Origin of the sequence: Phragmitibacter flavus (assembly GCF_005780165.1) — a bacterium.
In the GTDB taxonomy this organism is placed as follows: Bacteria; Verrucomicrobiota; Verrucomicrobiia; order Verrucomicrobiales; family Verrucomicrobiaceae; genus Phragmitibacter; species Phragmitibacter flavus.
This window is the reverse complement of the sequence record NZ_VAUV01000007.1, coordinates 23,074-49,022: the sequence shown is the minus strand read 5'-3', so window position 1 is coordinate 49,022 and position 25,949 is coordinate 23,074. Positions and strand designations below refer to the sequence as shown.

Here is a 25,949-nt window from a genome sequence, read left to right as displayed (position 1 = left end):
GTGCGATCTCGGAGAAACTCCTTGGCCCCAACTCAATCACCAGCCTTCATCCGTTGCAAGTTCTCATCAGCAAAAAACTCGTTGATACGCCAGTTGCCGAATCCGTGGCGAGACCCCATAAATAAACTCCCAATCAATGTCCCACCTCATTTCAATCACAGTGGCACTCCTCGCCGGCATCATCGCCTTCGCCAGCATGCTGCTCGTCGCCCTCGGGATCGTCGACTGGTATCGCATCCCCTCGCGCGAAGGAGCCTCCGGTTATTTTGTCGTCGTCAACGCCCTGCTCGCCGGCTTCATCGGCACCATCATCGGTTGGATCGTCGCCCGCAAAACCGGACCTGGCATGGCCACCGAACTCGTCTGGGCCGGCGGCACCAACATCCTTCTCTGCGCTCTGATCGCCCTCGTCGCCTGCCTCTTCGCTCCCCGCCAGCCAGAACCCCACGTCGAAACCCACCCGCCAACATCGCCACTACCCGACCACGAAACCCTCCAAAAACAACGCGCCCAGGAGTTGTTCGACGCCATTCCACCCAATGCACCCATCCCCCAGTGGTTCCCCTACACCGGCGAAGGCGGTGATCTCAAACTTCGTGCCACTGCCCTGCAACACATCCTCGCCAAGCCCGGTCACATCGCCGAAATCAACGCCCTCCTCATCTCCCCCGACCGACCCACCGCTGTCAACGCGCTGCGCCTCGTCACCCAACTGCCCATGCCCCCCGCACCCGAGCTCAAAGCTGGAGTCGCCGCCTGCGGAAGCCACCTCGCCAAACTCATCCGCGAAGTCAACGCAACGCCTGAAGCCGAAGACCCCTCCTACGAACTCGCCGGAGAAACCGCCGTCCGCTTCAGCTCATGGATCGCCACCGCGCGTCTCCTGCGCGAACCCGCCAATGGTGGTTCCCCCGACGACTTCGTCCGCGAGTTGCTGGAGATCCTCGCCCTCTCGCGTGCCCGTCCCGAAATCCACACCATGCGTCAAGACATCCTGCGCGTCGCCAGCCACTATGCCCAAGAATGGGCCGGCATCCCACCCCTTCCCGACGACCCGCCACCGCGCTAATTTTCCATGCCATCCTCACTCGACCTCCCCATTCGCTCCGCCACCGAAACCGCCCTCGCTCACGGCATCAACCCCGACCGCTGCGACATCCTCCAAAACGGCAACACCCTCGTCCTTCGCCTCACCGAAACTCTCGTCGCCCGTGTCGTCCAGGACAAAGAGGGCCCGCGCCAGGGCACCGCATGGTTTGCCCGCGAAAACGCCATCGCCCACCACCTTACCACTCACGGTGCCCCGGTCATCCCTCTCCATCCCGACCTCCCACCCGGCCCCCATCAACACCTCGGTTACCCCATCAATTTCTGGCAATACGTCACCGCCATCAACACCCCGCCCGCACCCCAAGCCATCGGCAGCACCCTTCATCACTGCCACCATATCCTCTCCACCTTCCCCGAGCCACTTCCCAAACTCGCCATCTTCACCGAAAGCCTCCGGATCCTCCAAACCCGCAACGACTTCCCCTCGCCCACCCGTCAACTCCTCCAATCCCACCTCACCACTTCTCTCGAAATCCTCAGCACCTTCCCCCATCAACCCCTTCACGGCGATGCCCACATGGGCAACCTCATGAACACCACCATCGGCCTGCTCTGGACCGACTGGGAAGACACCTTCTCCGGCCCCGTCGAATGGGACCTCGCGTCCGTCATCTGGAACGCGCAAATTCTCGACAACGACCACCCCACCGTCGAAACCATCCTCAGCGCCTACCGTCATGCCGGAGGCCACATCGACCCCACCGCCCTACACCACAGCCTCATCGCCCGCGCCGCCGTCATGTCCGCCTGGTATCCGATCCTCTACCCCAATCCCAACCCTGAACGAAAAGCAAAACTTCAGGCCCGTATCGACTGGCTGCAACAACTTCCCGCCAGCTCATCTTGAAAAAACGTCGCGACGTTTCATCGGTTTCAACGGCTCCGTCGCCGCACCAGCACCAATCCCAAGGCTCCCAACATCACCATCACGGCCCTGCCAGGCTCGGGAACTGAAACCATCGCATCAAGCGTCGAACTGAGCCCGTTGGCAATCGTCTGAGGCGTCGTCGTCAGCACAAAACGATCAAGCGCCGTCCCCCCTTCTCGCATGCGAATGGTAAACGTCACCATCACCGGGTCAGCCTCCGAAGCTCCGGTGATCACATAGGTGGACAAACCCGCATCCCACAGAAAAAACGCGCCTTCGTTGGGATTGTTCGTGGGATGGTAGCCTCCGAAGCTCAAAAACTCCGCACTCCAGGAACCGGTGGTCGTGGCCGCCTGTCCAAAAGCCGTAGGCGAGTAATAGGAATCCTCCTGCCCATAGTCCGTGTTGGTGCTGACCTCATAGAACGAATATCTCGCATAGAGATTGTAGGTCCCGTTGGAGGTAAATGCCAGTTGGTAGGTGGCAAACGCATCCTCTGCACCGCCAGACCGGTTGGCGTAGATCGCCGCCCCTACGGCATTGGTGTTTGCTGGCAGCGGTTTGACACCGGATGTCGTCGTAATGATCGAAAAATTGCTCCCCGTCGGCCCATTGATCAAGGTGGAGAAACTCTCCGCCTCAAAAGCCAGCACCCCGGCCATCTGCTGCTGCAACACCGCGGCATTCAGCGGCAGGGCAATCCCCGCCAGCAAGAATCCGCATAAATAAAAGAGCCTATTCATTGGAGGTCACCATAGAAAAGTCATGTCCCCAGGTCAACCACTACCATGCTGCATCGCCAGCGAACCGAGGGTGCGCAGCCCAACCCGCTTCCTTCAACCCCATCCTCCGTTCCCCCATTTGCGACGCGCCAAATGCGGGATGTAAAAAGCATTGCACCGTGCACAGACCAGCATAACCTGCTCCCCCTCATTTTTTCACTTTCCTCAAATCACGCAATGCCTACAGACAAGCCGGTTCCAGGACAACGTTGGGTCAGCGACACCGAACCCGAACTCGGGCTCGGCATCATTCTCAAAGCCAACTTCAACGTGGTGGAAGTGCTCTTTCCTGCCGCCAACGAACACCGCCAATACGCCATCAAATCCGCCCCACTGAGGCGCGTTCAATTCAAAGAGGGCGATCACGTCCAGTCCCATTCCGGGGACGATTTCGTGGTGCAGTCCATCGAAGAACGCAACGGACTGCTCACCTACAAAACCGACAAACGCGACCTTCCCGAAGCCGAGCTTTCTGACGCCATCAGCTTCAGTGCCCCCGAGGAACGCCTGCTTCTCGGACAAATCGACGACACCGCCTCCTTCAACCTGCGCCTCAAAGCCCTCGAACAATTCAGCGCCATCCGCCACTCCCCCGTGCGCGGATACGTCGGTGCCCGCGTCGACCTGCTGCCCCATCAGATGTTCATCGCGCATGAAGTCTCCTCTCGACTCCTCCCCCGCGTGCTCCTCGCCGATGAGGTCGGCCTCGGCAAAACCATTGAAGCCTGTCTCATCCTTCACCGGCTGCACCTCACCCGTCGGGCCGACCGCGTCCTGATCCTTCTCCCTGAGCCGCTCGTCAACCAGTGGTTTGTCGAACTCTATCGCCGCTTCCACCTGCTCTTCAGCATTTTCGACGAAGACCGCTGCGCCTCCATCCAGGCCAACGACGCCGAAGCCAACCCCTTCCTCGATAGCCAGCTCGTCATCGCCAGTCTCGACTTCCTTGCCAACAGCCCCGAGCGCGCTTCGCAAGCCATCGCCGCCGGATGGGACCTCATCATTGCCGACGAAGCCCATCACCTCGAATGGACCCCCACCGAGGCCAGCGCTGAATACTCCCTCGTCGAAGCGCTCGCCGCGAAAGCCCCCGGCATCCTCCTGCTCTCCGCCACCCCTCAACAACTCGGACCCGAAGGCCACTTCGCCCGCCTGCGCCTGCTTGATCCCGATCGCTACGCCAGCCTCGAAAAATTCCTCGAAGAAGCCGAGCACTACCAACACGTCGCCAAAGCCGCCGACCGTCTCCTCGAAGGTGGCGCTCTCAGCAAAGCCGACCAAAAACTCTTCAGCAGCAAATCCGAGCGTATCAAACGCCACTGCGCCGATCTCGCTGGTGGCAATGAAGAAGCCCGCCATCTTCTCGTCAGCGAACTCCTCGACGAATTCGGCATTGGTCGTGTCATGTTCCGCAACACCCGCGCCGCGCTCAAAAACTTCCCGGAACGCCAGGCCCATCTCTATCCTCTGTCGACCAAAGACGACGACCTCATCGAGCCCAAGGTCAAATGGCTCGCCCAGTTGCTCAAAGACCTCGGCGAAGCCAAAGTCCTGCTCATTTGCCACTCTCGTGAAATGGCCGAGGATCTCAACGAACGCCTCCTCCGCGAAATTAACGTCAACAGCGCCCTGTTTCACGAAGGTTTGACCCTCCTGCAACGCGACCGACACGCCGCCCACTTTGCCGACGAAGAAGGCGCCCGCATTCTCATCTGTTCCGAGATTGGCAGCGAAGGGCGTAACTTCCAGTTCGCCCATCATCTCGTCCTCTTCGACCTCCCGCAGAACCCCGAACTGCTCGAACAACGCATTGGTCGACTCGACCGCATCGGCCAGACTTCCACCATCAACATCCACGTCCCTTACCTCAAAGGCACCACCGGCGAACTCCTTGCGCGCTGGTATCACGAAGGACTGGATGCCTTTCAGAAAAGCCTTCACGGCGCTTCTGAAATCGTCAAAGCCCTCGAACCCGCCCTCACTCCTCTGATCGAAAAATTTGACGCGAAGAAGCTCACTGCGCTGATCAAGAACTCCATCAAACAACACCAGGTGATCGGCAAAAAAATGGAGCTTGGACATGACCGGCTGCTCGAACTCAGTTCCTGCCAGCCCGAGAAAGCCAGCGACATCATTGAGCAGATTCAGGTGCAGGACACCGACCGCGAATTCGAGGACTTCTTCCTGAGAATCCTCGACAGCTTTGGCCTTCAGGTTGAGGACCTCAGCCATCGCACCTACCTCATCACTCCCGGCAACAAAACCACTCATGCCCTTCCTGGCATGCCCGAGGAAGGCCTGTCCGTCACCTTTGATCGCACCCGCGCCCTGAGCCGCGAAAACATCGCGTTCATGACCACCGATCATCCGCTCGTTCGCGGCGCGCTGGATCATCTTCTCGGACAAAAAGACGGCAACTCCGCCTTCTCCGTCTGGCGTGCCTCCGGTGGTGAGGGTTTAATGCTCGAAGCTTGTTTCGTCGTTGAATGCCCCGCCCCTGCCGCGTTGCATGTTGACCGGTTCCTTCCTCCCCTGCCCATCCGTATCGTGGTCGATCATGCCATGAAGGACCAGACAGAGACCGCCGACCTCGCCAGTGCCCGACTCGAAAAAGGCGACATTACCAAACTGCTTGATCGCGGGGTGGTGAAGAAAAAGATCGTCCCTGACATGCTGAAAAAAGCGAAAGCCCTCGCCAACGCGCGCATGACTGCTGCCGTCGAAAGCGCCACCGGCACCATGGACACCCAGCTTCAAGCTGAGATCGAGCGACTGGAAGATCTGCAGAAGCTCAACGACCACGTGCAACCCGCCGAGGTCGACGCCATGCGCAAGCAGCAGACCGATCTCCAAACCGCCCTCGGAGCCTCGCGCTTGCGACTGGACGCCCTCCGTCTCCTCTGGCAAATGCCGTGAACGAAAAATTAACTCCCCTTTCGGCCTCCACCTGAGAGTCGTCTGCCCACGCTACGAAGCCAGCGTGGAAGCCCCTCATAACGATTCTTCCACCTTTCACGGTCACTTTTGGCTTTGATCAATTTTTCGCGCATCGCCGACTCGCGTTGTCTGAGCTTATTGATTTCGAGTCGTTGGAGTTCCATCGACTGCGTCCACTCACATTGAACTTGCTGCAACTGCTGCAGTTGCAGGCGAAGATCTACCACCGTGGTCTCCTTCATGTATCGCAATTCATTTTCCATGGAGAGATAAGATGCAGCCTCCCAGTCCGTGGCATATCCGCGCAGCTCTTCACTCAGTGCATCCGGATCAGACACCATCTTTTTCTCCCACCCGCACATCTCTTCATAACGTTCCGCCAACGTCATCCCACCCCGGATCGGGCTGGGAAACTGGATGGTGGACGGATCACCAGTGCCGGTCGCTCCCCGTCCCGGCTGCCGCAGGATTTGCTGCCACATGTAATGGTCGCTCCAGGCATCCGGAGGGGTGGTGCGCCAGCCATGCGGGAGGGTTCGGTAAAAATCCATCCGATGTCCGCACTGGGAAAGTCCGACGCCATTTTTGCGCGGTGGATTTAATGTCCACTCCCGCCATGATGCCGCCGACCAGTTCACCAAGCTTGAGCCGATCATCCCTTCCACCGGAATCCATAGGGTGCGCGAATGGGCCACGTCAAAGCGCCGCAGGGCGTCGCACATTGAACCAAGGTGATGCGGCAGCCACAGATCGTCATCGGAGAGGTAACAGACAAACTCGCCGGTGGCCTGCAGCTGCAACACTTCATGACGGTAAGTCTCGCCATGCCGGCTGGATTTCTCACGCTCCACGAAATGAAAGCGCGGATCCCACTGCATGGATTCCAGCACCGCCTCACGCGTCTCCGCAGTAACCCCGTCGCCAATGACAAACAATTCGAAATCCTGATGCGTTTGCCGCAAGGCGCTGCGCAGGGCTGCATGAATCAGGTGCCCATGATTGTGGGTGGGACAGATGATGGTGGCTCGCATAAGCTCACCAGCCGTTCACCCCGGGAGGAAACTGATAAGGTATTTGATCGGTGTCCAGAGGCAGCCGGAATTTGTCGGGATTGCCGTGATCGTAAGGTTGGGTGGGAAAGTTCACAATCACCGCATCCTTCGTCCCGGGATTAAAGTTGGCATGCCACACGCCGATGGGAATGCACATCAACCGGCGCTCCCATTCCGACAGATGCACACGCGCCAGCAAGCCTTTCGTCGGCGAATCTTCACGCGTGTCATACATCACCACCTCCATCTCCCCGAACATCACAAAATAACGATCCTCATGCAGCATGTGTTTCCCCCAGCCCTTCACCTTGTTGGGGCGCAGCGTAAACATGTAAGAAAACACCAGCGGCTCATCATGCCAGCTCCAGCGCTCGTCGAAAAGCTCGCAAACACTGCCGCGGTCGTCGAAATGAGTGACGGCGGAACGAAACCGCACACCATCAGGCAACTGGGTCAACAGCTGGCCGGTGGCTGAAACGGTAGCGGGATCACGCTTAACTTCGCTGAACTCAGGGTTGGACATATCTTTTTGCCTGATTGGTCAACTGGATCGGTTAAACGAGATGTCAGTGCATTACAGGCTGCGATACATATGCTCAAGCGCGAGCAGGATATAAGACGTCACCAAAACTGGATCACTCTCCATCCAGCGACCAGTGTCGTTGGTCCAGGAACCATCCGACTTCTGAATGTTCAGCAGGTGTTTTCCCAGACCGTTGCGCCAGTCGATGGCCTTGCCTTCTTTGGTGGTCAAGGTGTCAACATTGGCGACGCTCAACGCCTTCGCCATGGTGTGATAATAATAAAATTTGCCTTCCTGGCCCATGCCGGGGTTTTCTTCCAAAGTGTAGTTGTCGGCCAGCCACTGTTGGGCAGCCTGAACGCGTGGATCATCAGGAGTCAACCCGGCATAAATGAAGCTGAGCATGCCGGCATAACTGATACTGCCGTAGGAACGCATGGCAACACGGCCATCGGGCAGTTTGTCCTCTTCGGCCTTGCTGACGCCGGGTTCATAGATGAAACCACCCGCATTTTTCGGATCGTTGCTGGCCCAGGCCTGGTCATTGGATTCCGGACGATTCTGACAACGCTCGACAAACTTGATGGCAGCGGCCCAGTTCAAATCCTTTTCCTTGTCTTCAGGCGGGGCATTGTCTTCAAAGATTTTTTTCGAGTAATGCAAGGCCTCCAAGGCGAAGTGCGTGTTGGAAAGATCGGCGTGCGGAGGGGTATTGGGCCCGGGTTTGCCATAACCAATGCCGCCGTCAAATGCATTGTCGGTCTCACCGGGTTTGTCGAAATCGTTTTGTTGTCCGATCACAAATTTCCGGGCCGCCAAAGTGGCCTGCTGATATTCAGGCTGCGGATTTAGGGAGAGCGCCAGCAACGCGATGGCGGTATTGTAGTTCGCGCGACCTTTCACGTAGATGCCGCCGTCAGGTTTGACGTTGCTGAGGAGCTGCGCGTAACCTTTGGCGATCTCGGCAGGCACGGGATCGGAAGGTTTACGATTGGGATCGCCCATAAAAGAACTGAGCACGAGGGCGGAAATCGCGGGTTCCTCGGAAAGGCTCCATGAACCATCCGGCTTTTGCTGCGACTTGAGGAAATCGAGTCCACGCGAGATGGACAATTGGATCTCCTGCTTGAGCGAAGCATTGCCATTGGTCTGGGCATGAAGGCACGGACTGGCGCCCCCGAGGGCGAGAATCAAGGAAAGTAGAAAGACAGTTTTCATGATGATGGGTTTAACGTGGAAAAGTGAATGATCTTAGGGAGCTTGGGGCTCGGCGATATACGGGGTGATACTCACGACAATCGGGGTTTCAAGCGCAGGCACGTCCTGCGTCTCCACCTGCCAGACTTCATCGCTGACATTGCCCGGAACGGGGCAGTTGATCATCGCGATCATGTCAAAATAGATGCCGATCACCGAACCGTCAAATTCAGCCGCGAAACCGACCTCGCGCACCAGCGAACCCGTGTAGGACCAGTAGGGAGTTAGAAGGGGTTTTCCGGTCTTTTTGTCATGAATCCACTCGGCCATGGGCACGCGCTTCTCGCGCCCGTCTTTATCGCTCCAGATGAGCGTGATGTTGACGCGATTGGCACCCGGGTTTTCCATCGGTTGGGCAATCAAAGAGCGGGTGGCGGGCAACAGGTCAGGCAGATGTTTGGCGGCATCGCCGAGATGGGCTTCATAATTGGCGAGAAGCAGGGCGAGATTGAGTTCCGTAGGGCTGACCTTCGTGCTGAGCAAACTCTCATGGGTTTTGCCATTTTCATGAACCAATGCGTATTCCAACAGGCCTTCAGTCATGTTGAGAGTAGCCGGAAAGGTGATTTCGCGGGTTTTGCTGTTGATCTTGATGGTCCCGATCTCGTAACGGTTCTCCCCGGTCTTTTGCACCCGTTGTTTGGCCTCTTCGAGTTTTCTGGTGGCGATGGCGGCTCCGGCGGCATCGGGAGCCATTTGACGGGGGGACTCAGCCCCTTCCTGGGCGCCCACGGCAGCGACCAAAAACAGGCAAAGAAGCAGGGGAAATATTCGAGTCATGATGCGAGATTATGAATTACTGAAGGTTTTTGCAACTCTATCCATCGCAAGGTTCACGGTGAACTTGCGATCTTGTCTTGCACATGGGGCGATTCTGGTTTTTGAATGGAGGGATGAGCGAAACTTCCGGGCCGAAAGATGATAAAGGGGCGATCGTGTGCCACGTGACGCGCTGGTATTACCGTCGCATGGGATTGCTGACCGCCATGTTCATCGGCATGGGCCTTTATTTCATTTACGACGGCAAATGGGGATACCCGAAAAAAAATGAAGTCGCGGAGCGCAAAGAGTGGTTCGAACGCGAAGTGGTCGGCACGGGCACCCCACCTGCCGCTGGTTCGTATGAGGAAGCAAAAGCCGCAGGCCCAGAAGCCATCACTTTATGGATGGAGGAGGCTCGCAAAAAGCAATGGGTGGTAAGTTCGCAAATGCAGGAACCGCGCTGGGACGATTTTGCTGCACCATATGGCTGGGCTTCTGATCCCAAAAAATACAGTGCCGAGGAGATCGAACAACAATTTTGGTGGGGTGGCGTGGTGCTGGCGGGCGGATTCTTCACGGGCATCCTGTTACTGCTGAACCGGAACAAGAAGTTCATCGGGCATCCCGAACACATGGTCATGCCAAACGGGGTGGAAGTGCGATACGATTCCGTCTTCAAGGTCGACAAACGCAAGTGGGACAACAAAGGCCTCGCCTACGCTTTTTACAAACCATCAGAGGAGGCGGCCTCGCGCAAAGCGGTCATCGATGATCTCAAGTTTGGAGGCGCCGACAAGGTGCTTACGCGATTGCTGGAAAATTTCTCCGGGGAACTGATCGAAAAGGTTCAAGAACCAGAGCATGAAGGCACCGAGTCCCAGGCCGAGTCAAAAGCCACACCCGAGGTCGAAACCGAAGCGAAAAAAGAAGAAGTTTGATCCGTCTGATCATGAGTTTCAACTGATCAGCTTGTTTCCCATGCGTGGCACAAGTGGAAAGCATGTGTGCGCCCTCCCCATTTGACCTGCATCACTCTTCAGCGCTCCGACTCTCCTCAAATCTCTTCCGCCAGTAATCCAACCGCTCCCGCACTTTCACCTCCATCCCATTCCCCGACGGCTCATAATACCGCCGCCCCTCTGGCAAATACGCCTGCGGAATATAGCCCTCCTCACTGTCATGGCTATACTGATACCCCTCGCCATGCCCCAACTTCTTCGCTGACTTATAGGCCGTGCTGCGCAAATACTTCGGCACGGCCAAGGTTCGCCCGTTCTTCACATCCTCCAGCGCAGCATTGATCGCCACATAAGCCCGGTTGCTCTTCGGAGCCGTCGCAATGTAAATCGTCGCATGCGCCAACGGAATCCGCGCCTCCGGCATTCCGACAAACTCCACCGCCTGCTGCGCCGCAATCGCCACCCGCAACGCGTTGCTGTCCGCCATCCCCACGTCCTCACTCGCACAAATCACAATCCGCCGCGCAATGAACCGGATGTCCTCCCCCGCATACAACATTTTCGCCAGCCAATACACCGCCGCATCCGGATCGCTCCCACGCATCGACTTGATGAACGCACTGATCGTGTCGTAATGCGCATCCCCATCCCCATCATACACAATGGTTTTCTGCTGCACCGACTCCTCCGCCACCGCCAGATCAATCACAATCCGCCCCTCTTCATCCGGCGGCGTCGTCAAAACCGCAATCTCCAGCGCACTTAAACATTTGCGCCCATCCCCATCACAAATCGTCGCAATATGACGTTTCGCCTCCGGCTTCAGATCCACCTTCAACTTCCCCAACCCCCGCTCCTCATCCGCCACTGCATTCTCCAGCAACCGCTCCAAATCCTCCACTCCGATCGCCTCCAGCGTAAACAGCTGCGACCGGCTCACCAGCGGACTATTGATGTAAAAAAACGGATTGTGAGTCGTCGCCCCAATGAACCGCAACGTCCCCCGCTCCAGATGCGGAAGCAACACATCCTGCTGCGCTTTGTTGAACCGGTGAATCTCATCCACAAAAAGGATCGTCCCTTTTCCATGCAGTCGCTGCATTTTCTCCGCCATGTCCGCCACCTGACGAATCTCCGCCACATTGCTCTCCACCCCGCTCAACGTCACAAAACGTGACTTCGTCTCAAATGAAATGATGTTTGCCAACGTCGTCTTCCCCACCCCCGGCGGACCGTAAAAAATCAGCGACGAAAACCGGTCCGCCAAAATCGCCCGCCGAAGCAGCTTCCCCTCCCCCAAAATGTGCTGCTGTCCCACATATTCCGACAACGACCTCGGCCTCATCCGAGCCGGCAGAGGCGCACCCGCCAGCACCTGCGCCGGCGTCAACGCCGCCGGATCAGCCGCTTCAAAAAAATCAGACATTCCCCCCATCCTAACCTCAACCCCACACTTCGCAAAGACCACATCCAAACGATCCACAGTTGCAAACCCCTTTCCCTATGGCTTTACTAGGAATTATTCCGTCACCCCTTCCATGAAAATCTCCAAAAAAGCCGAATACGCCCTACGCGCCATGCTCGCCATCTGTCGCAGCGCCCCCGGCACCACCTTCTCCATCCAAACCCTCGCCCACGACGAACGCATCCCCCTTAAGTTTCTCGAACAAATCCTCCTCATCCTCCGCAAGGGCGGCATCCTCCACAGCCGACGCGGTGCCGGTGGCGGATATCAACTCGCAAAACCCGCCGCCCAAATCACCATCGGCGAAATCCTCCATCTCGTCGACGGCCCCCTCGACATCCTCCCCGGCAGCACCACGCAAAGCCCCGCCCTGCAATCCGCCTTCATGGAACTCCAGCAGGAAATGTTAACCTGGCTCACCAACACCACCATCACCGACATTCTGCAAAAAGAACAAACCCAAGGCGCCGTCAATTTCGAGATCTGATAGCGCTATTCGGATGGCGTCACCACGTCAGGCCCCGTGGGTCCAACATAAAGTTCCCAATCATAAGTCGGATTCCATCGATACTTCGATTCCTCTCCATCCTTCTCGATCACACCGTTCTCGGTAAGCATTTCAAGAATCCGATACAACCCATCTCCAAGAGGATTGGCCGACCAAAATACCCATTTTTTGCCTCCCCAAAACTTCCATTCACCACCTGGATCAGGGGCCAAACCAAGAGCAATCGCAACGTAGTAAGCCGCCACATCGGCATCAGTCCATTCAGACAGGCTGTGTTTCAAAGTTTGGGACAAAAACCGCTCGTTCATACGTCTACAAATACCCCTCTCACCGAAAGATTTTTGCGCTTTTCTCGCTTTCGGTGTTCACAACCTGCTCGTCACCAACCACCCATCGCCCCCTTGCAACTTTCCTTGCCCCCTCACTCAAAAGCAATCGGCCTAAAGTCGCACTTACTGGCGTTTCATGCCAAAAGATGGGTGTCGTCGATCATGGCGAAGAACCAGGATGCGAATCCCATAGGGCATCTCGCGATAGAGAAAATGATAAGGAAACCCGGCGACATCAGCTCTGCGATAGACTCGGTTGGCAAAGTGAAATCCTTGAGGATTGAACAACGCTCGATCAACGGTTCGAAGAAAAGTTTGAAAAAATCGATCCGCTACCGAGACGGACGCTTCTTCGCTATAATAACTCAACACACCATCCATATCCTGCTGGACCAGTGGGTGAAAAATGACCCGCGCCTCCATCAACGATCAAAAGCAGCTTTAAATTCTTCCAAGGTCATACCGGCGGATGGATCACGATCAAGTTCGGCATCCCGAAGCATCGCTTCAGCGATGCCGCCATCATCATCATGCAAAACTGCGGGCAGCGAGTCCAACAAATGCGCCGCAAGAACAGCTCTCTGACCATCTGGTAGCCGCAAAGCCTGTGCTTCAATCTCAGTCAACGTCACCATGGCTGAAATGTATTTCAGATTTGCAAGAATGACAAGGATTCGCTCCCTACATGATGATTCTCACCTGTTCTATCGTGGACCCTCCCCCACCAACGCATGTCGCCCTTGCACCTTTTCTTGACATTCGCCCAACCCATGATACCCTAAACGTTCAACTTTCAATTCGGGGGCGTTCTGGTTTCGACGGGCGATCTGAAGTGAAGGCTGCATGCCGCGGATGATTCGTTGGCCGCGTTAAAAATCGAATCAACAACTCTAAATGCAAACTCTAACGAGCTCGCACTCGCTGCTTAATTGACAGCGACATTCCTCTGCTGAAGCCTGGTCAGTGGAGGGGTGACTACTTACAGGCTGGCCAACAGAACGGGCGACCGGTTCCAAGGCGAGATCAACAGGACGCTGGGCGAGGGAGATGCTGTGAATGGCAGCTCCCGAGTCGAGATTAAATCATTCACTGAGCATGGAGACGCTTTCATCGATGATGGTTCGGACAGGGGTTCAACTCCCCTCGCCTCCACCATTTTTTAATCCAACTGCTGTAAACCGCTCACTTCGAGCGGTTTACTTGTTTCAAGCAGATTCGCGACGACCACATGGGCTGATAGAGAACTTCGCCGAAAGTCCGCCGATCATTAAACCAACCATGAATTTTCCCTTTCCTATCACCGGGAAATCATCCAGCATTTGAGGCCGTCCACTTGTCTCCTTCTTATCCCATGGCCCGTCGCGCAAAAACCACCCTCAGTCCTCTCCAACTCGGCGGCATCCTCGCTGCCATAGCCATCGTCGCCATTGGCGGTTTTGCGCTGCTTCGCGACGGGGGCACTGCCACCAATTTCACCGGCACGACCGAGCTCGACCTGCGCGATTACCTCGACAACTCCAACGCCCTCAGCAACAACACCTACCGCATTCAGGGCACCGTTGACGAGCGACTCGACAACTGGAGCTCAAGCCAGGGCCGTTTGTTCAGTGTCCTTGCCGAAGAAGGCAACCGCCAGTCCCCTCTCCCCGTGCTTGTCCCCTCCAAGTTCAACAGCACCAATATCCAACGCGGACAACGTTTCAGTTTCAAAGTCACTGTGCAAGCCGGCACCGGCATCCTCGAAGTCATCGAACTCACCAAAGCCTGATTCCTCCACCTGGCCATGAAAATGAAAATCGCCCTCCTCATCTGCCTCGTAGCACTCCCCATTCACATTCAGGCCCAGGTCCTGCCACCGGGAGGGGGCAACAGCGGCGGAACCACCGACAGCGCCCCTCCTCCAAGCAGCCAGCCAAAACAGCAGAGCACCCTCGGCAACGAACTGCCCAGCTTTGACTCCGGCAGCGAGACCGTCACCTGGGATGGCAAAATGTGGAGTGTCACCAACACCCGCATGTCCCGCGCCCGCCTGGAAAAATACCTCGCCAGCCCCCCCGCCGACGAAGCCGAAGATCAGGCTTATCGCGACATTCTCGAAGAAATCACCAAGCTCCTCTCGCCTGGTCGCGGTGCCAACGTGCCCGGAGCCGTTGCTCTCCTCCCTGCCGCCGCGTCTCATCCCATCGATGCCAAACTGTGTGACACCCTGGCAAACGCCATCTTCGGTGTCTGGCTCGCCCAACGCAACACCGCCGGTCTGGCCGCCACCAACCACGCGATGGACAATCGCATCCGCAACGAAAATTTCCTCAATCGCAATGATCGCGGCACTCCATTACAAAACCGCATTCTCAAGAATGGCGAAACCACCCAAGAAACCCGTGAAACCATGGCGCTCGCCCGCGACGCCGCCAAACTCGTAGAACTCGAGGCAAAGATAAAGGCCAACGAACTTGCCATCGGGGTCAACATCACCGCAGCCAAACTCGAATTTCAGGCCATCATCCTCCAGTTCGCCATGCAGCGGCGCTTCGAACACGTGGTCCTCGCCTGCCGTTTCTACCGCCACATCTTTTCCAACGACCCCAGCGGCATGATTGAAATCAAAGAGGGTTCCACGGCCGAACAAATGTTTGCCGACTCCCTTGGCACCTCCCCCACCATCTCCGCCCTTGATGCCTTTGCCAATGAGATGATCCGCGACGTCGACGAAGCCATCGTTGCCTTCGAATATCTCCTCGAACGCGGCGACCTCGCCAGCGCCTCCCAGCGCATCAGCGAAGCACTCATGATCGGCGAATACCTCCCGCGCGTTCGTCGCGTCCCGGCCGCGAAAAAGTTCGCCGTGCTCGATTTCACCCGCGATGGACACCAACTCGTTTCCGCCATGGAGATGAAGGATTACACCCTCGCCGCCGAGTTGGTCCAAAAGCTCCGTGGCCTCGCCAAAGACTTCGATTACAGCAAACCACAGGCTGCCATCGAAACCGCCCGCACCGTCAGCGACATGCACCTCAACAAGGCCAAGGTCGCCGCCATGCAGGGCGACCAGAAAAGCAGCACCGAAGCCCTCACCCAGGCCGCCGAACTGTGGCCCACCAACCCCAAGTTGCGCGAATTCACCAACATGATCGGCAGCAACGCCGACATCAAAACCCAGGCCGCCATCGATCTCGACCGCCTCCTCTCCCAGCGCAACTACCGTCAGATCTACAACGACCAGGGCCGCTACCTCGCCTCCGTCCTTGACGATCCCGCCCGCCAGGAGATCCTCAAAAAAGTCCTCACCGATGTCAACAAGGTCAACCTCAACATCGCCGCCGCCAACAGCCAGTCGCAGAACAGCAACAGCGCCGGTGCCTGGGAGATCATTGAGAAAGCCTACGAAGAATTCCCCGAAGATCCCGAAGTCGCCCGTCTTCGTTCCGACCTCAGTGTCAAAGCCTCTGAATTCGTCGGCGCCCTACAACGCGCCAGACAATGTGAAGACCGACATCAAACCGGCTCTGCTCTCGCCTGGTATCTGAAAGCCAAAAGCCAGTATCCCCAGAGCGATTACGCCCGCCAGGGCCTCAACCGCCTCGTCGAGCAGCTCGCTCAAAACCCGTAGCCGAGAAAGTTGAAGGCTCGTCCCGAGCCTTGCTTCGTCCAAGGCCCGGGACGGGCCTTCTACTTTCTTATCCCTCTACCGCTGACACAGTTTCCAAAACAGGCGGCTGCCCACCGCAATGAACACCACATTCGGCAGCCACATCAACAGATGCGGATACGAACTCGGCTTTTCCGCCTGCGTGCTCGCAAAAATGATCACGAAAATATACGAAACCGCTACGATCAAACTCAACGCAAACCCAATCGAGGTCTCCCTCCGTTGCGCCGTGATCCCCAGCGGAATCCCCACCAGCACAAACACCACCGCCGCCAGCGAGAAACTGTAGCGCATCGACAGTTCAGTTCGCGAAGAGGACACCAGCTTCTCGTTCATCGGCAATTGGTCCACCGTGCTCACGCCGCTTTTCACCTCCTGCCAAAGGGCCTCCGTCGTCTTCATGCTGTTAGAGACTTTTTCGGACTTTTTCTGCAGCCGGCTTAGAGGAAAAGTGATTGGCATCTCCCGGAACGACACCGGCTGCAAATCATTCAACACATCTGTTGACGACCCGTCCTCGCCTCCATCCCAAGTCTCCACCTGACCATCCCGCAGCAACAAAATAAAATCTGTGACTCCCGGCGTTATCTCCAACTCGGCGTTCTTTGCCCGAATATAGCTCTCACTGCGCGAACCGTCGGTCTGATAAATCTCCACCCCCTCAAGATTGTTGCCTTCGCGCTTGGCCACGTAAATCCGATAACCCGGAAACCGGTCCAACACCTTCCCCGGTTGGAAAAGCATCGCCGGATCATCCAACGCCACATCGTAAAACAGTCGCTTGATCTTGTTTTTCGTCAGCGGAGCCAATTCCAAATTCACAAAATAACACAACCCGCTCATCAACGTCGCCAAGATAAATACCGGAAGACAAATGCGCGGCATGGACATGCCTGTCATGCGCAACGCCGTCATCTCGTTGTCCGCACTCATGCGTCCGAACACCAGCAAAATCGCCGTCAGCAATGCCCACGGAATCGTGAACACCAACGAATAGGGCACCACATAACTGATGAACTGCAACACCAGCAATATCGGCAGTCCCACCGTATCCCCCAGCAGGCGCTCCATCTCCTTAAACACGTTCCCCAGCACCATCACACCCGTCAATACGAGCACGCCGGTCAGGGTCGAAGACGCCACCTGACGCCAGATATAACGATCAAAAATCTTTGGTCCCATGTGAGCTTCACCCTTACAGCCTCATTTTACCGGGCCATTGCCATCTTCAAAGCGGACAATCACCTCTCCATCCTTCTGAAGGTGCAGGCGGTCACGGGCCATGGCCTCCAGATAGTCCTCATCCTTCTGGATCAATTCCAGCTTTTGTTCCATCAATGCCGCACGCGCCTTCATCGAGTCGCGCTGCACCGTCAATCCATCCAGCTTTTCCAAAGCCACCTTCTGATCTTCAAATGGCGGCCAAAAATAAATCAATCCCGCCGGCACAATCAGCAACGCCAGCAAATAACGATTCACCTTCACCAAACCTGACAGCAATTTCGAGCGCCCAGTCTGCGACTGTTCAACATCGAAATCCTCGTCAAGCATGGTGAAGGTGTGAAGATAAATCGTTAAGCCAAAACTAACCTCGACTAGACTACACTTTCATACGACCGCCATAGATCGCCTTGTCGCCAAGCTCCTGCTCAATGCGCAGAAGCTGGTTGTATTTGGCAATCCTGTCACTGCGGCTCAACGAACCGGTCTTGATCTGACCGCAGTTGGTTGCCACCGCGAGGTCGGCAATGGTCGAATCTTCCGTCTCGCCAGAACGATGGCTCAGCACCGCCGTGTAACCATGACGATGGGCCAGCTCAACCGAGTCAAAGGTCTCTGTAAGCGAACCGATCTGGTTCACCTTCACCAGGATCGAGTTGGCAACGCCAAGATCGATGCCTTTGCGAAGGAACTCCACGTTGGTCACGAAAAGGTCATCCCCCACCAATTGGGTTTTTGCACCGAGGCTGTCGGTAAGAACCTTCCAACCGTCCCAGTCGTTTTCCGCACAACCATCTTCAATGGAGATGATCGGGTATTTTTTCTGCAAGTCAGCGTAGTAAGCCACCAACTCCTGCGCGTTGCGAACACTCTTGTCGGACTTCTTGAAGATGTAGTTGCCAGAGGCCTTGTCGAAGAACTCGCTGGAAGCCACGTCAAGCGCGATGAAGATGTCTTCACCCATTTTGTAACCGGCTTTCTCAACCGCCTGCGCAATCACGGAAAGAGCGTCGTCAGCACTGTTCAACGTCGGGGCAAAACCACCTTCGTCACCCACCGCCGTGCTCAAACCACGATCGTGAAGGATGCTCTTCAACGCATGGAAAACTTCAGCCCCATAACGCAATGCCTCACGGAAGGTCGGCGCACCTTTGGGCACGATCATGAATTCCTGGAAATCAATCGGTGCATCGCTGTGCGCGCCACCGTTGATGATGTTCATCATCGGCACCGGAAGCACCTTGGCATTCGGTCCGCCAAGGTATTTGTAAAGCGGCTGGCCAAAAGCGGCAGCGGCAGCTTTCGCGACCGCCATCGACACGCCAAGGATCGCGTTCGCGCCAAGCTTCGACTTCGTGCTGGTGCCGTCGAGCGCAAGCATCGCGTGGTCAATGCCGATCTGATCGCTTGCATCAAGACCTTCGATGTGTTCCGCAATCACGTCATTCACGTTGGCGACCGCCTTCATGGTGCCCTTGCCGAGATAACGAGCTTTGTCGCCGTCGCGCAGTTCCAGTGCTTCATGCTCCCCGGTGCTTGCACCGCTCGGCACTGCCGCACGGCCCATGGCGCCGCCTTCAAGATAAACGTCCACTTCAACAGTGGGATTGCCGCGTGAGTCCAAAACTTCACGCCCGATAATTTGGTTGATGATGAGGTCGTCCATTGAGTTAAATCGAAATCGGCTAAGCCATACTGAATTTTAGCACACTACGCAAGTGGCGGTTCCGTCCGATACGCCCGGATACCCGTCACCCGCACCTTGCGGGTCCCGGCGGTATCCGTGGGGATATCCGCCTCCTCGCCAATCTTTTTGCCAATGATCGCCTTCGCCATCTCCGACAGGTAAGACAAAATGAACTTGTCCGGATTGCCATCCCAGGCACCAAGAACTGAATGCGTTTCCTTCTCGCCCGTGGCCACATCTTCGAGGTCCACCACCGTGCCGATGCCAACACTCTCCGTGCCGACGCCAACAAAATCCGTGCCGCGTGCATTGCGCAGTTCACGCTCATACTTCGACTGCAATCGCAACAACACCGCCTGATGCTGACGCGCGCTCTTATACTCGAAGTTCTCGCGCAAATCGCCATACTCACGCGCGATCTGAATGTCTTTTTTGTTTTGCGGAATCTGCACCTTTACTAGGTCTTCCAGCTCCAGCTTGCGATGCTCCATGCTCTCCCACGATACCACCAGGGCCATCTGCTCGGTCGACTGCGAACCTTCGTCCATCAGCGCCTGCATTTCTGGACGCGTCTTGATCAAACGACCCATCAACGAACGACGGGTCAATCCATCAAACACCGGCGTCGCCAAAATGCGTTTACCAAACAAACGAACTTCATCCGCATCCGCATCTGCCACCATCTCCGGCACCAGACCCACGTCTTCCGTAAACGCATCACTCAAACGCCCGGTGCGTTTCGGACCACCCGCAATGTGATCGTCCTCCAAGGCACTCAGAATTGCATTGCCAAGATCCATGTCGAAAACACTCTCCGCTTTGCCTTTCCGTTCCTTGCACATCCAGATCAAAAGATCCGTGCTCAATTGACGATTGCGCACCGCCTTCTTCAAAAACTCCGCAAGCACATCCAGCTCGTCATTGGCATCCAGCACCGAAGCAATTTCCGCCACGGCGCGACCACCCGTGCGGGTAAGATGATTCAATGATTCGACCACCCATCCACGCTCAGGAAACGCCTGGGGAAACACCCGGTAGACACGTCCCAAAAATGCCGCAGGCAAACCGTTCACGGCATCCGCCAACTGGGCGCGGTTCTCACGCATCAGCTCCACCAAAGTTAACGAACCCGCCGGCAACTCCGCCACCTTGGCCTCGTCCTGCAACTCATCGCGGGCCACCAGCAAATGCAACGAATCCTTCAAATTCAAACGCCAGGACTTGCTCACCGTGCTGCTGATCTCTTCAAACACCGGCTTCAGTTCCGTCTCGGGATCATTCACCAAATCAATGTCCTTCATCAAACGCGAAACCGCCGCCAGCTTGGCTTTCAAATCGCGGGCGTTGACCAGATCCAGCAGCATCGCTGCACCCGGACTTGCATCCTCCTCGCGCAACACCAGCAACTCCGTGCGTTTGGCTGGCACCACAATGTGACGTTTGTCCTTCAATGCCTTCTTCGCCGCCGTCCACCACGACTTGTATTCTGACGCGGTCAGCACCTTGGGTGACATGAATTTTTCCAGCGTGTCCAGCGACATCTTGCCGCCATGGCTTTTCAAAGCCGCCACCACCAGTCCAACCGGATCACTCTTTGCCAAAGCCTTCAACCCCGCAAGATCGCCCACCCGACGTGCCAGCAAATGATCATCCGGCAACACCTCCAGCGACCCCACCGCAAAACTCAACTTCATCGCATGACCCGCTTTGTCTTCGAAATTGATGACAATCTTGTCACCCAAAAGGTCCCATTCCGCCACGCGTCCCGCCCCCCAGCTTTTGTGCACACAAAACGCACCAGTGGTTAATTTTGACAATTTTTCACCGTCATCGCGCGACAGCTTTCCGGCATTAACCAATTTTTCAACCTCAGGAGACATGGGAGAGGAGACCATAGACAGAAGGGGGGCACACGCAAAAGGTTTATCGCACTATATCATGCGGCCAATTCGCCGGATCCTCGCAAAATAGGCCGTCCCCGGCATTTTCCGCTCATCGCCCTTCACCGTTTTCTGAAGACGAAATTATTGATGTAACCCTTCGCATCCCAAAACCGCTCCCCCGTGTTATTTTGATGCACGCCCAGATCAAATTCCTGCAGCGGACGCAAGATGCGACCATCGATGAAATGCCCCTGATAACCTCGTGAACCAAGATATTCAAAAACGTCCTGCACCGTCCCCTTTTCCAAGTGTCGCTGCTCGCACTCAAACACCAGCACCGGAGATTGTTCGGCAAGAATTCGCTGTGCCCCCTCAAAGATCGCCAGTTCCGCCCCCTCCGCATCGATTTTTAATGCGCCAATCCTCACGTTCGCAGGAAAATACTCATCAAGGGTCACCACCTCCACCTGCTCCGACCGGCAATTCTCACGTTCTGTAATTTTCCGATTCAGCGTCGCTCCCGGCGAATCACCCTCCCCAGGGATCAGCAACTCAAACATGCCTGCCTGTGAGGAAACGGCCTTCGCTTCAATGGTCACATTGTGCAAACGACAGGCCGCACAGGCTTTCTGCAAATATTCGGCCAGACTCCTTTGCGGCTCAAACGCATAAACCCGACCATTGCCCACCCATCGCGACAACCAGTAAAGATAACTTCCCTTGTTGGCACCGATATCAACGATCACCTCACCTGGCTTCACCGCCTCGCGAATCACCGCCAGTTCCGCCACATGATCCCGAAAACGGGACTTAAAAGATCGCCACAAGAAACGGCTTTTCATGAAGCGAGATCAAAGCGCCAGATTACACACTCGCAAATGGTAAATTTATCATTTCCCCTCTTCTCAACACTGCCCATGCAGATGGGCCACAATTGACATTGCGCCTTTTCGAAGTTGGCTTACCCCCCTTTCCGCCCTCAAGAGGGCTGTCGTCCCATGATCCGAATTCCCTCATCTGAAACCTGGAAGCGCTGGTGGCTCAAGCTCCCCTTCCGCCACATGACCGCCCTTGTCATCTTCCTCTATGTCGTCGGCGAACAGTTCCCCTTCTCCAATTTCCCGATGTATTCCAACTTCGGACTCGACGCCGACGTCATGTATGTCACTGACGAGAACGACCAGCCCCTCTCCATGAAACCGCTGCTCAGGACGAGCTCCAGCAGCGCCAAAAAACGCTACAAGAAGGAGCTCAGCGAACTCTGCAAAAAAAGCAATCGCAACATCAATGATGCTCTTCCAGCGGAAAGGCAGAAAGCCGGTGCCATCGTGCTTCAAAGCCTCATCTATGCCCTCAACGACAGACGACTCAATCCTGACACCCGCGAACTACGCCTCTACCTCCGCACCTTTGAATTTGACCGCGAACAGGATCACGTCCGCGAACATGTTCCCGAGCTGCTCGCCACTCAAATCTTAGTCATTCCCTCCACCTCGCCCGCCGATTCATGACACCTCTCGAATCCTACCGTCCCTGGTGGCAGCCAAATCCTTTTTCCTATCGGCAATGGCAGCTGTGGCTCGTCCGCGCCGGTTTTTCGTTTCTCGTTTTTGACAACATCAAGTGGGCAACGAAAACCTACACCACCCAGGCCCACCCCACCGGCATCGCCAACTTTGTCGACCTGACCTGGCTTGCCGACGATCCCCCAGGTTTCGCCACCAAGGCCATCGTCATGGCCGGACTTTTCCTCTACACCATCGGAATCGCCCCCGCTTTGGGATTGTTTCCCGCGCTTTTCTACAGCATCTGCATCGGCACCCTCGTTAACTCTCAGGGAGAAACCCAACACAGCTGGCAGCTCGTCACGCTCATGTGCCTCGGTCAGTTCATCGTCTGTCTGCTGCCCCAACGAACCCCCCTCGGCGCGCTACGATGGCAAACACGCACCCTGCTTGCCCCCCAACTGGAACGACAGCAACTCGTCGCCTACACCGCCACCGTAGTCATCGCCGCTTCATACGTTGTCTCCGGAATCGTCAAACTCATCGCTTCCGACTTCCAGTGGGTGATCCGCGTCCCCTACCTCGCCGTTCAGTTGCTCAAAAACAACTGGGCGGGATTTTATGACACAGGGATCTCCCCGCCCGCATGGCTCGAACAAGCAACCCGCCTCATCATCGACCATCCCAATCTAGCCCGCCTCTTCTTTGGTTCCGGCCTGGTCCTTGAACTCACTGCCTTCATCGTTCTCATCAACCGCCAGCTCGCTTTCTGGTTCGGCCTCGCCCTTGTTTCCCTCCACGTCGGCATTTTCTACGTCATGAACCTGACGTTCAACCAACACATTGCCGCCATCCTCATATTCCTCGTCATGCCCAACATTGGCCATGCCCTGAAGCGCAAAAACTCCTTGGGCGCACTCTAAATAAATTTCCGGAAGCTTTGTCCCAACGGGACAACTCATATTAGCCCGGCACAGGGTGCCGGGGACTTCGGCGGAATATCAAGGCGTCCTATCGGGACGCCTCATGCGTCTTGAATGTGGCAAAACGGCAGGCCACCAAAAACTACCAGCGCCAGCGTCCGCCAAGCTGATACGAATTGATGTCATCCGAGAAGTCCACCCCCGCATGCACATCCAGCCAGCTGAAGAGCGCATAAAACGCATCAATCTCCACCACGAACTCGTTGTAATTGTCCGTGTTGTTAAACAACAGGCTCGCACCCAGTTCCAGTTTGTCAGTCACCGCAAACCGAATCCCAGGACGCACAAACACCGCAAAATCGTCCGTGTAAACGACCTCGTAGTCGCTGTTCACGAAATCATACCTCACCCCAACTTCCCCGAACATGTGAAAACGCGAGGCGAACGGCAGATACAAGCCCGCCGCTCCCGTGACACTTGTCACATCGATCTCTTTCGCATCGGGCGTCTCGCTCGTTAAACGATCCAAACCAAAGTGTAAAAACAGCGGTTTCATGAGTTCCACGCTCAAATCGATCCCAAAGCCACTGCCTCCTTCGAGGTCGTCATCCTTCAAATCGTTATACGTGTAATGCCCGCTCAAATACCCATAGGTGAGCAAACTATTTGTGCTCTGCGAGCTGTAATCGCCACCGTAATCCCCACTGCCACCATAGGTCTGATAGCTCTGCTGCCCCTTGGGCTGCGGCTGCGGTGCCGGACTGTAAGGGTCATAGGGATACTGGCTTTCATATCCCTGTGCTTGCACCCCGGCCACGATGGAGGAAGCGAGAAAAGCGATCAGACAAATTTTTTTCATGGCCACGAACAATTTAGGAATTGTGATTATTAGGGTTTCCTGACGATTTTTCCAGAAATTCCTACTTTAGCAAGTATTTCTTTTTGCTGCGCCTATTTTGAGTTTCTTGGCTCTAATTCATAAAAAAACCGCCACCCATTGCTGGATGGCGGTTGGTTTACAAAAAGATTAGCGACACGGAAGACTCATCTTCCGTTCAAACCCTAAGCAGCCTGACTGCCGGCATCGGGCTCGATCATGCCATATTCTCCGTCTTTTCGACGGAAAATGATGGCGATACGGTTGCTCTTCGCATTGTGGAACATCACGAAAGGGCGTTCGCTCAGCTCAAGATCCATGATCGCTTCATCGGGAAACAAGGGTTTGACCCGATAATTCTCCTTGTGAATGATCACCGGCTCGATGTGCTCATCCGTCGTTTCCATCGCATCCTCATGGAACACGGTTTCCTCAAGGTGCTTGATCGAGCCCTGTCTTGGACGGTGATGGCTTTTCAGCAGACGCGTTTTGTATTTGCGCATGCGCCTCGCCATTTTCGAGATGCAGTCGTCAATCGACGCATAGATGTCGTCGCTTACGGTATCGACCTCAATGACAATATGATTGGCACAATGGAGGATGATCTCCGCCTTCTGCCTCGCCTTTTTCTCCACATCGAGAATCACTTTGACGTCAATGATTCGGGGGTAATCGAGGTGCAGATGCTCGATTTTTTTTTGTGCATACTCACGCATCGCTTCTGTGACAGAAACGTGACGTCCAGTGACGGTGATGGGCAGGTTTACGTTGTGAACTTGCATGGTTTTACTCCTTGGTTATTTGAAGGTTAGCGCATGGATGGCGCGCAACGCCAGACAATTACATGCTGAAATTTTCGCCGAGATATCGCTCCCGGGCCTGCGGATGATTGACGATGTAGTCCCTGGTTCCGTGCAACAGCACGCGGCCTTCGTGGATCAGATAGGCACGGTCCACAATCCCCAGCGTCTCACGAACGTTGTGATCGGTGATCAAAATGGCCAGACCGGCCTCTTTAAGCATCAGGATGATTTTCTGGATGTCCTCCACCGCCAGCGGATCGACGCCAGAGAACGGCTCATCCAACATAATCAGCTTCGGCTCCGTCACCAAAGAACGGGCTATGGTCAACCGGCGCTTTTCACCGCCGGAAAGGGTTAACGCCAGATTGTCCGCCACATGGTCGATGCCAAATTTTTCCAACAACTGCTGGCACTGCGCCTTGCGGGCACTGGCGGGCAGATTCTGCGTTTCCATCACCGCCAGAATATTGTCGCGCACGGACAGTTTGCGGAAGATGGATTCCTCCTGCGGAAGATATCCCATCCCCAGGCGCGCCCGTTTATACATCGGCTCACGCGTGGTGTTGATGCCATCAAAAAACACCTCGCCACCATTCGGTTGGACCAGACCAACGATCATGTAAAATGAAGTGGTTTTGCCCGCACCGTTGGGCCCAAGCAGTCCGACGATCTCACCGCTTCGCACTTCGATGTCGACCCCGTTTACCACCGCCCGACCATCGTAAACTTTCTTCAATCCATGCGTGTGAAGCAATGCCTCCCCCTTGCTTTTACCAGCCGTTGCAGGTGTCTTGTTCGCAACGGCAATGCCGCCAGCTCCTCCTGAATTTCCGGTTTTCTTCACAGTAA

25 protein-coding genes and 1 other RNA gene are annotated in these 25,949 nt (G+C 55.9%); 10 read left to right on the top strand and 16 right to left on the bottom strand.

The features are described 5' to 3' along the window. The first annotated feature begins 136 nt into the window (after positions 1 to 136). Both FEM03_RS10170 and FEM03_RS10165 read left to right on the top strand, forming a co-directional pair. Entirely contained in the window at positions 137 to 1,069 is a 933-nt protein-coding gene (locus FEM03_RS10170) for a hypothetical protein (protein WP_138086147.1), read from the top strand. A 6-nt stretch (positions 1,070 to 1,075) separates the two neighbouring features. After that, positions 1,076 to 1,957, top strand: coding sequence for a phosphotransferase (locus FEM03_RS10165; protein WP_138086146.1), 882 nt, complete (start codon positions 1,076 to 1,078; stop codon positions 1,955 to 1,957). A 26-nt stretch (positions 1,958 to 1,983) separates the two neighbouring features. Here the strand turns inward: FEM03_RS10165 and FEM03_RS10160 are convergent, their stop codons facing one another. After that, the gene (locus tag FEM03_RS10160; RefSeq protein WP_138086145.1) at positions 1,984 to 2,721 is read right to left on the bottom strand and encodes a PEP-CTERM sorting domain-containing protein; all 738 of its coding nucleotides are present in this window, start codon (positions 2,719 to 2,721) and stop codon (positions 1,984 to 1,986) included. 216 nt (positions 2,722 to 2,937) lie between these two features. Between FEM03_RS10160 and FEM03_RS10155 the strand changes: the two genes are divergently transcribed. Then, positions 2,938 to 5,676, top strand: coding sequence for a helicase-related protein (locus FEM03_RS10155; protein WP_138086144.1), 2,739 nt, complete (start codon positions 2,938 to 2,940; stop codon positions 5,674 to 5,676). Between the two features lie 8 nt (positions 5,677 to 5,684). Here the strand turns inward: FEM03_RS10155 and FEM03_RS10150 are convergent, their stop codons facing one another. From FEM03_RS10150 to FEM03_RS10135, 4 genes are read right to left on the bottom strand one after another with little or no spacing between them, the layout of a single operon-like run. Next, on the bottom strand, positions 5,685 to 6,728 hold the full coding sequence (locus FEM03_RS10150; protein ID WP_138086143.1) for a glycosyltransferase family 2 protein: 1,044 nt from the start codon (positions 6,726 to 6,728) through the stop codon (positions 5,685 to 5,687). A 4-nt stretch (positions 6,729 to 6,732) separates the two neighbouring features. Then, entirely contained in the window at positions 6,733 to 7,272 is a 540-nt protein-coding gene (locus FEM03_RS10145; RefSeq protein ID WP_206170954.1) for a dTDP-4-dehydrorhamnose 3,5-epimerase family protein, read from the bottom strand. A gap of 51 nt (positions 7,273 to 7,323) precedes the next feature. Next, positions 7,324 to 8,490, bottom strand: coding sequence for a prenyltransferase/squalene oxidase repeat-containing protein (locus FEM03_RS10140; protein ID WP_138086142.1), 1,167 nt, complete (start codon positions 8,488 to 8,490; stop codon positions 7,324 to 7,326). Positions 8,491 to 8,523: 33 nt separating this feature from the next. After that, positions 8,524 to 9,309 (bottom strand): YdjY domain-containing protein, encoded by a 786-nt coding sequence (locus tag FEM03_RS10135; RefSeq protein WP_138086141.1) that lies wholly within the window; start codon positions 9,307 to 9,309, stop codon positions 8,524 to 8,526. 113 nt (positions 9,310 to 9,422) lie between these two features. Here FEM03_RS10135 and FEM03_RS10130 point away from each other — a divergent pair, with 113 nt between their 5' ends. Next, complete coding sequence (locus FEM03_RS10130; RefSeq protein ID WP_138086140.1) at positions 9,423 to 10,229, top strand: hypothetical protein; 807 nt, start codon at positions 9,423 to 9,425, stop codon at positions 10,227 to 10,229. A 91-nt stretch (positions 10,230 to 10,320) separates the two neighbouring features. On the opposite strand, the gene FEM03_RS10125 is transcribed toward FEM03_RS10130, so the two are convergent. Further along, positions 10,321 to 11,676, bottom strand: coding sequence for a replication-associated recombination protein A (locus FEM03_RS10125; protein WP_138086139.1), 1,356 nt, complete (start codon positions 11,674 to 11,676; stop codon positions 10,321 to 10,323). A gap of 112 nt (positions 11,677 to 11,788) precedes the next feature. On the opposite strand from FEM03_RS10125, the gene FEM03_RS24380 reads away from it, so the two are divergent. Further along, entirely contained in the window at positions 11,789 to 12,202 is a 414-nt protein-coding gene (locus FEM03_RS24380) for an RrF2 family transcriptional regulator (RefSeq protein ID WP_166442759.1), read from the top strand. A gap of 5 nt (positions 12,203 to 12,207) precedes the next feature. Here the strand turns inward: FEM03_RS24380 and FEM03_RS10115 are convergent, their stop codons facing one another. Both FEM03_RS10115 and FEM03_RS10105 read right to left on the bottom strand, forming a co-directional pair. Next, on the bottom strand, positions 12,208 to 12,531 hold the full coding sequence (locus FEM03_RS10115; RefSeq protein ID WP_138086137.1) for a hypothetical protein: 324 nt from the start codon (positions 12,529 to 12,531) through the stop codon (positions 12,208 to 12,210). Between the two features lie 443 nt (positions 12,532 to 12,974). Next, entirely contained in the window at positions 12,975 to 13,187 is a 213-nt protein-coding gene (locus FEM03_RS10105; RefSeq protein WP_206170953.1) for a hypothetical protein, read from the bottom strand. 165 nt (positions 13,188 to 13,352) lie between these two features. On the opposite strand from FEM03_RS10105, the gene ssrA reads away from it, so the two are divergent. The 3 genes from ssrA (at position 13,353) to FEM03_RS10090 (ending at position 16,162) form a co-directional block, all read left to right on the top strand. Further along, positions 13,353 to 13,707: a transfer-messenger RNA gene (ssrA, locus tag FEM03_RS10100) on the top strand. Between the two features lie 196 nt (positions 13,708 to 13,903). Then, entirely contained in the window at positions 13,904 to 14,320 is a 417-nt protein-coding gene (locus FEM03_RS10095; RefSeq protein WP_138086135.1) for a hypothetical protein, read from the top strand. 15 nt (positions 14,321 to 14,335) lie between these two features. After that, a complete protein-coding gene (locus FEM03_RS10090; protein WP_138086134.1) occupies positions 14,336 to 16,162 on the top strand; it encodes a hypothetical protein in 1,827 nt (608 codons plus the stop codon). A gap of 75 nt (positions 16,163 to 16,237) precedes the next feature. Here FEM03_RS10090 and FEM03_RS10085 read toward each other — a convergent pair whose 3' ends face one another. The 5 genes from FEM03_RS10085 to FEM03_RS10065 form a co-directional block, all read right to left on the bottom strand. After that, entirely contained in the window at positions 16,238 to 17,383 is a 1,146-nt protein-coding gene (locus tag FEM03_RS10085; protein ID WP_138086133.1) for an LptF/LptG family permease, read from the bottom strand. Between the two features lie 21 nt (positions 17,384 to 17,404). Further along, positions 17,405 to 17,752 (bottom strand): FtsB family cell division protein, encoded by a 348-nt coding sequence (locus tag FEM03_RS10080; RefSeq protein ID WP_138086132.1) that lies wholly within the window; start codon positions 17,750 to 17,752, stop codon positions 17,405 to 17,407. Between the two features lie 49 nt (positions 17,753 to 17,801). Next, complete coding sequence (gene eno, locus FEM03_RS10075; RefSeq protein ID WP_138086131.1) at positions 17,802 to 19,088, bottom strand: phosphopyruvate hydratase; 1,287 nt, start codon at positions 19,086 to 19,088, stop codon at positions 17,802 to 17,804. Positions 19,089 to 19,132: 44 nt separating this feature from the next. Next, the gene (locus FEM03_RS10070; protein ID WP_166442758.1) at positions 19,133 to 20,989 is read right to left on the bottom strand and encodes a GreA/GreB family elongation factor; all 1,857 of its coding nucleotides are present in this window, start codon (positions 20,987 to 20,989) and stop codon (positions 19,133 to 19,135) included. A gap of 122 nt (positions 20,990 to 21,111) precedes the next feature. Further along, positions 21,112 to 21,834 carry an FkbM family methyltransferase gene (locus FEM03_RS10065; protein WP_138086129.1) on the bottom strand — a complete coding sequence of 241 codons (723 nt, stop codon included), beginning with the start codon at positions 21,832 to 21,834 and terminating at the stop codon, positions 21,112 to 21,114. Positions 21,835 to 21,990: 156 nt separating this feature from the next. Here FEM03_RS10065 and FEM03_RS10060 point away from each other — a divergent pair, with 156 nt between their 5' ends. Continuing rightward, positions 21,991 to 22,503 (top strand): hypothetical protein, encoded by a 513-nt coding sequence (locus FEM03_RS10060; protein WP_138086128.1) that lies wholly within the window; start codon positions 21,991 to 21,993, stop codon positions 22,501 to 22,503. After that, the gene (locus tag FEM03_RS10055) at positions 22,500 to 23,420 is read left to right on the top strand and encodes a hypothetical protein (protein WP_138086127.1); all 921 of its coding nucleotides are present in this window, start codon (positions 22,500 to 22,502) and stop codon (positions 23,418 to 23,420) included. The genes FEM03_RS10060 and FEM03_RS10055 overlap by 4 nt, the downstream gene beginning before the upstream one ends. A gap of 142 nt (positions 23,421 to 23,562) precedes the next feature. On the opposite strand, the gene FEM03_RS10050 is transcribed toward FEM03_RS10055, so the two are convergent. From FEM03_RS10050 to lptB, 3 genes are all read right to left on the bottom strand, one after another. Beyond that, on the bottom strand, positions 23,563 to 24,279 hold the full coding sequence (locus FEM03_RS10050; protein ID WP_138086126.1) for an outer membrane beta-barrel protein: 717 nt from the start codon (positions 24,277 to 24,279) through the stop codon (positions 23,563 to 23,565). Positions 24,280 to 24,482: 203 nt separating this feature from the next. After that, on the bottom strand, positions 24,483 to 25,079 hold the full coding sequence (hpf, locus tag FEM03_RS10045) for a ribosome hibernation-promoting factor, HPF/YfiA family (protein ID WP_138086125.1): 597 nt from the start codon (positions 25,077 to 25,079) through the stop codon (positions 24,483 to 24,485). 58 nt (positions 25,080 to 25,137) lie between these two features. After that, positions 25,138 to 25,908 (bottom strand): LPS export ABC transporter ATP-binding protein, encoded by a 771-nt coding sequence (gene lptB, locus FEM03_RS10040; protein WP_166442799.1) that lies wholly within the window; start codon positions 25,906 to 25,908, stop codon positions 25,138 to 25,140. Positions 25,909 to 25,949: the final 41 nt, after the last annotated feature.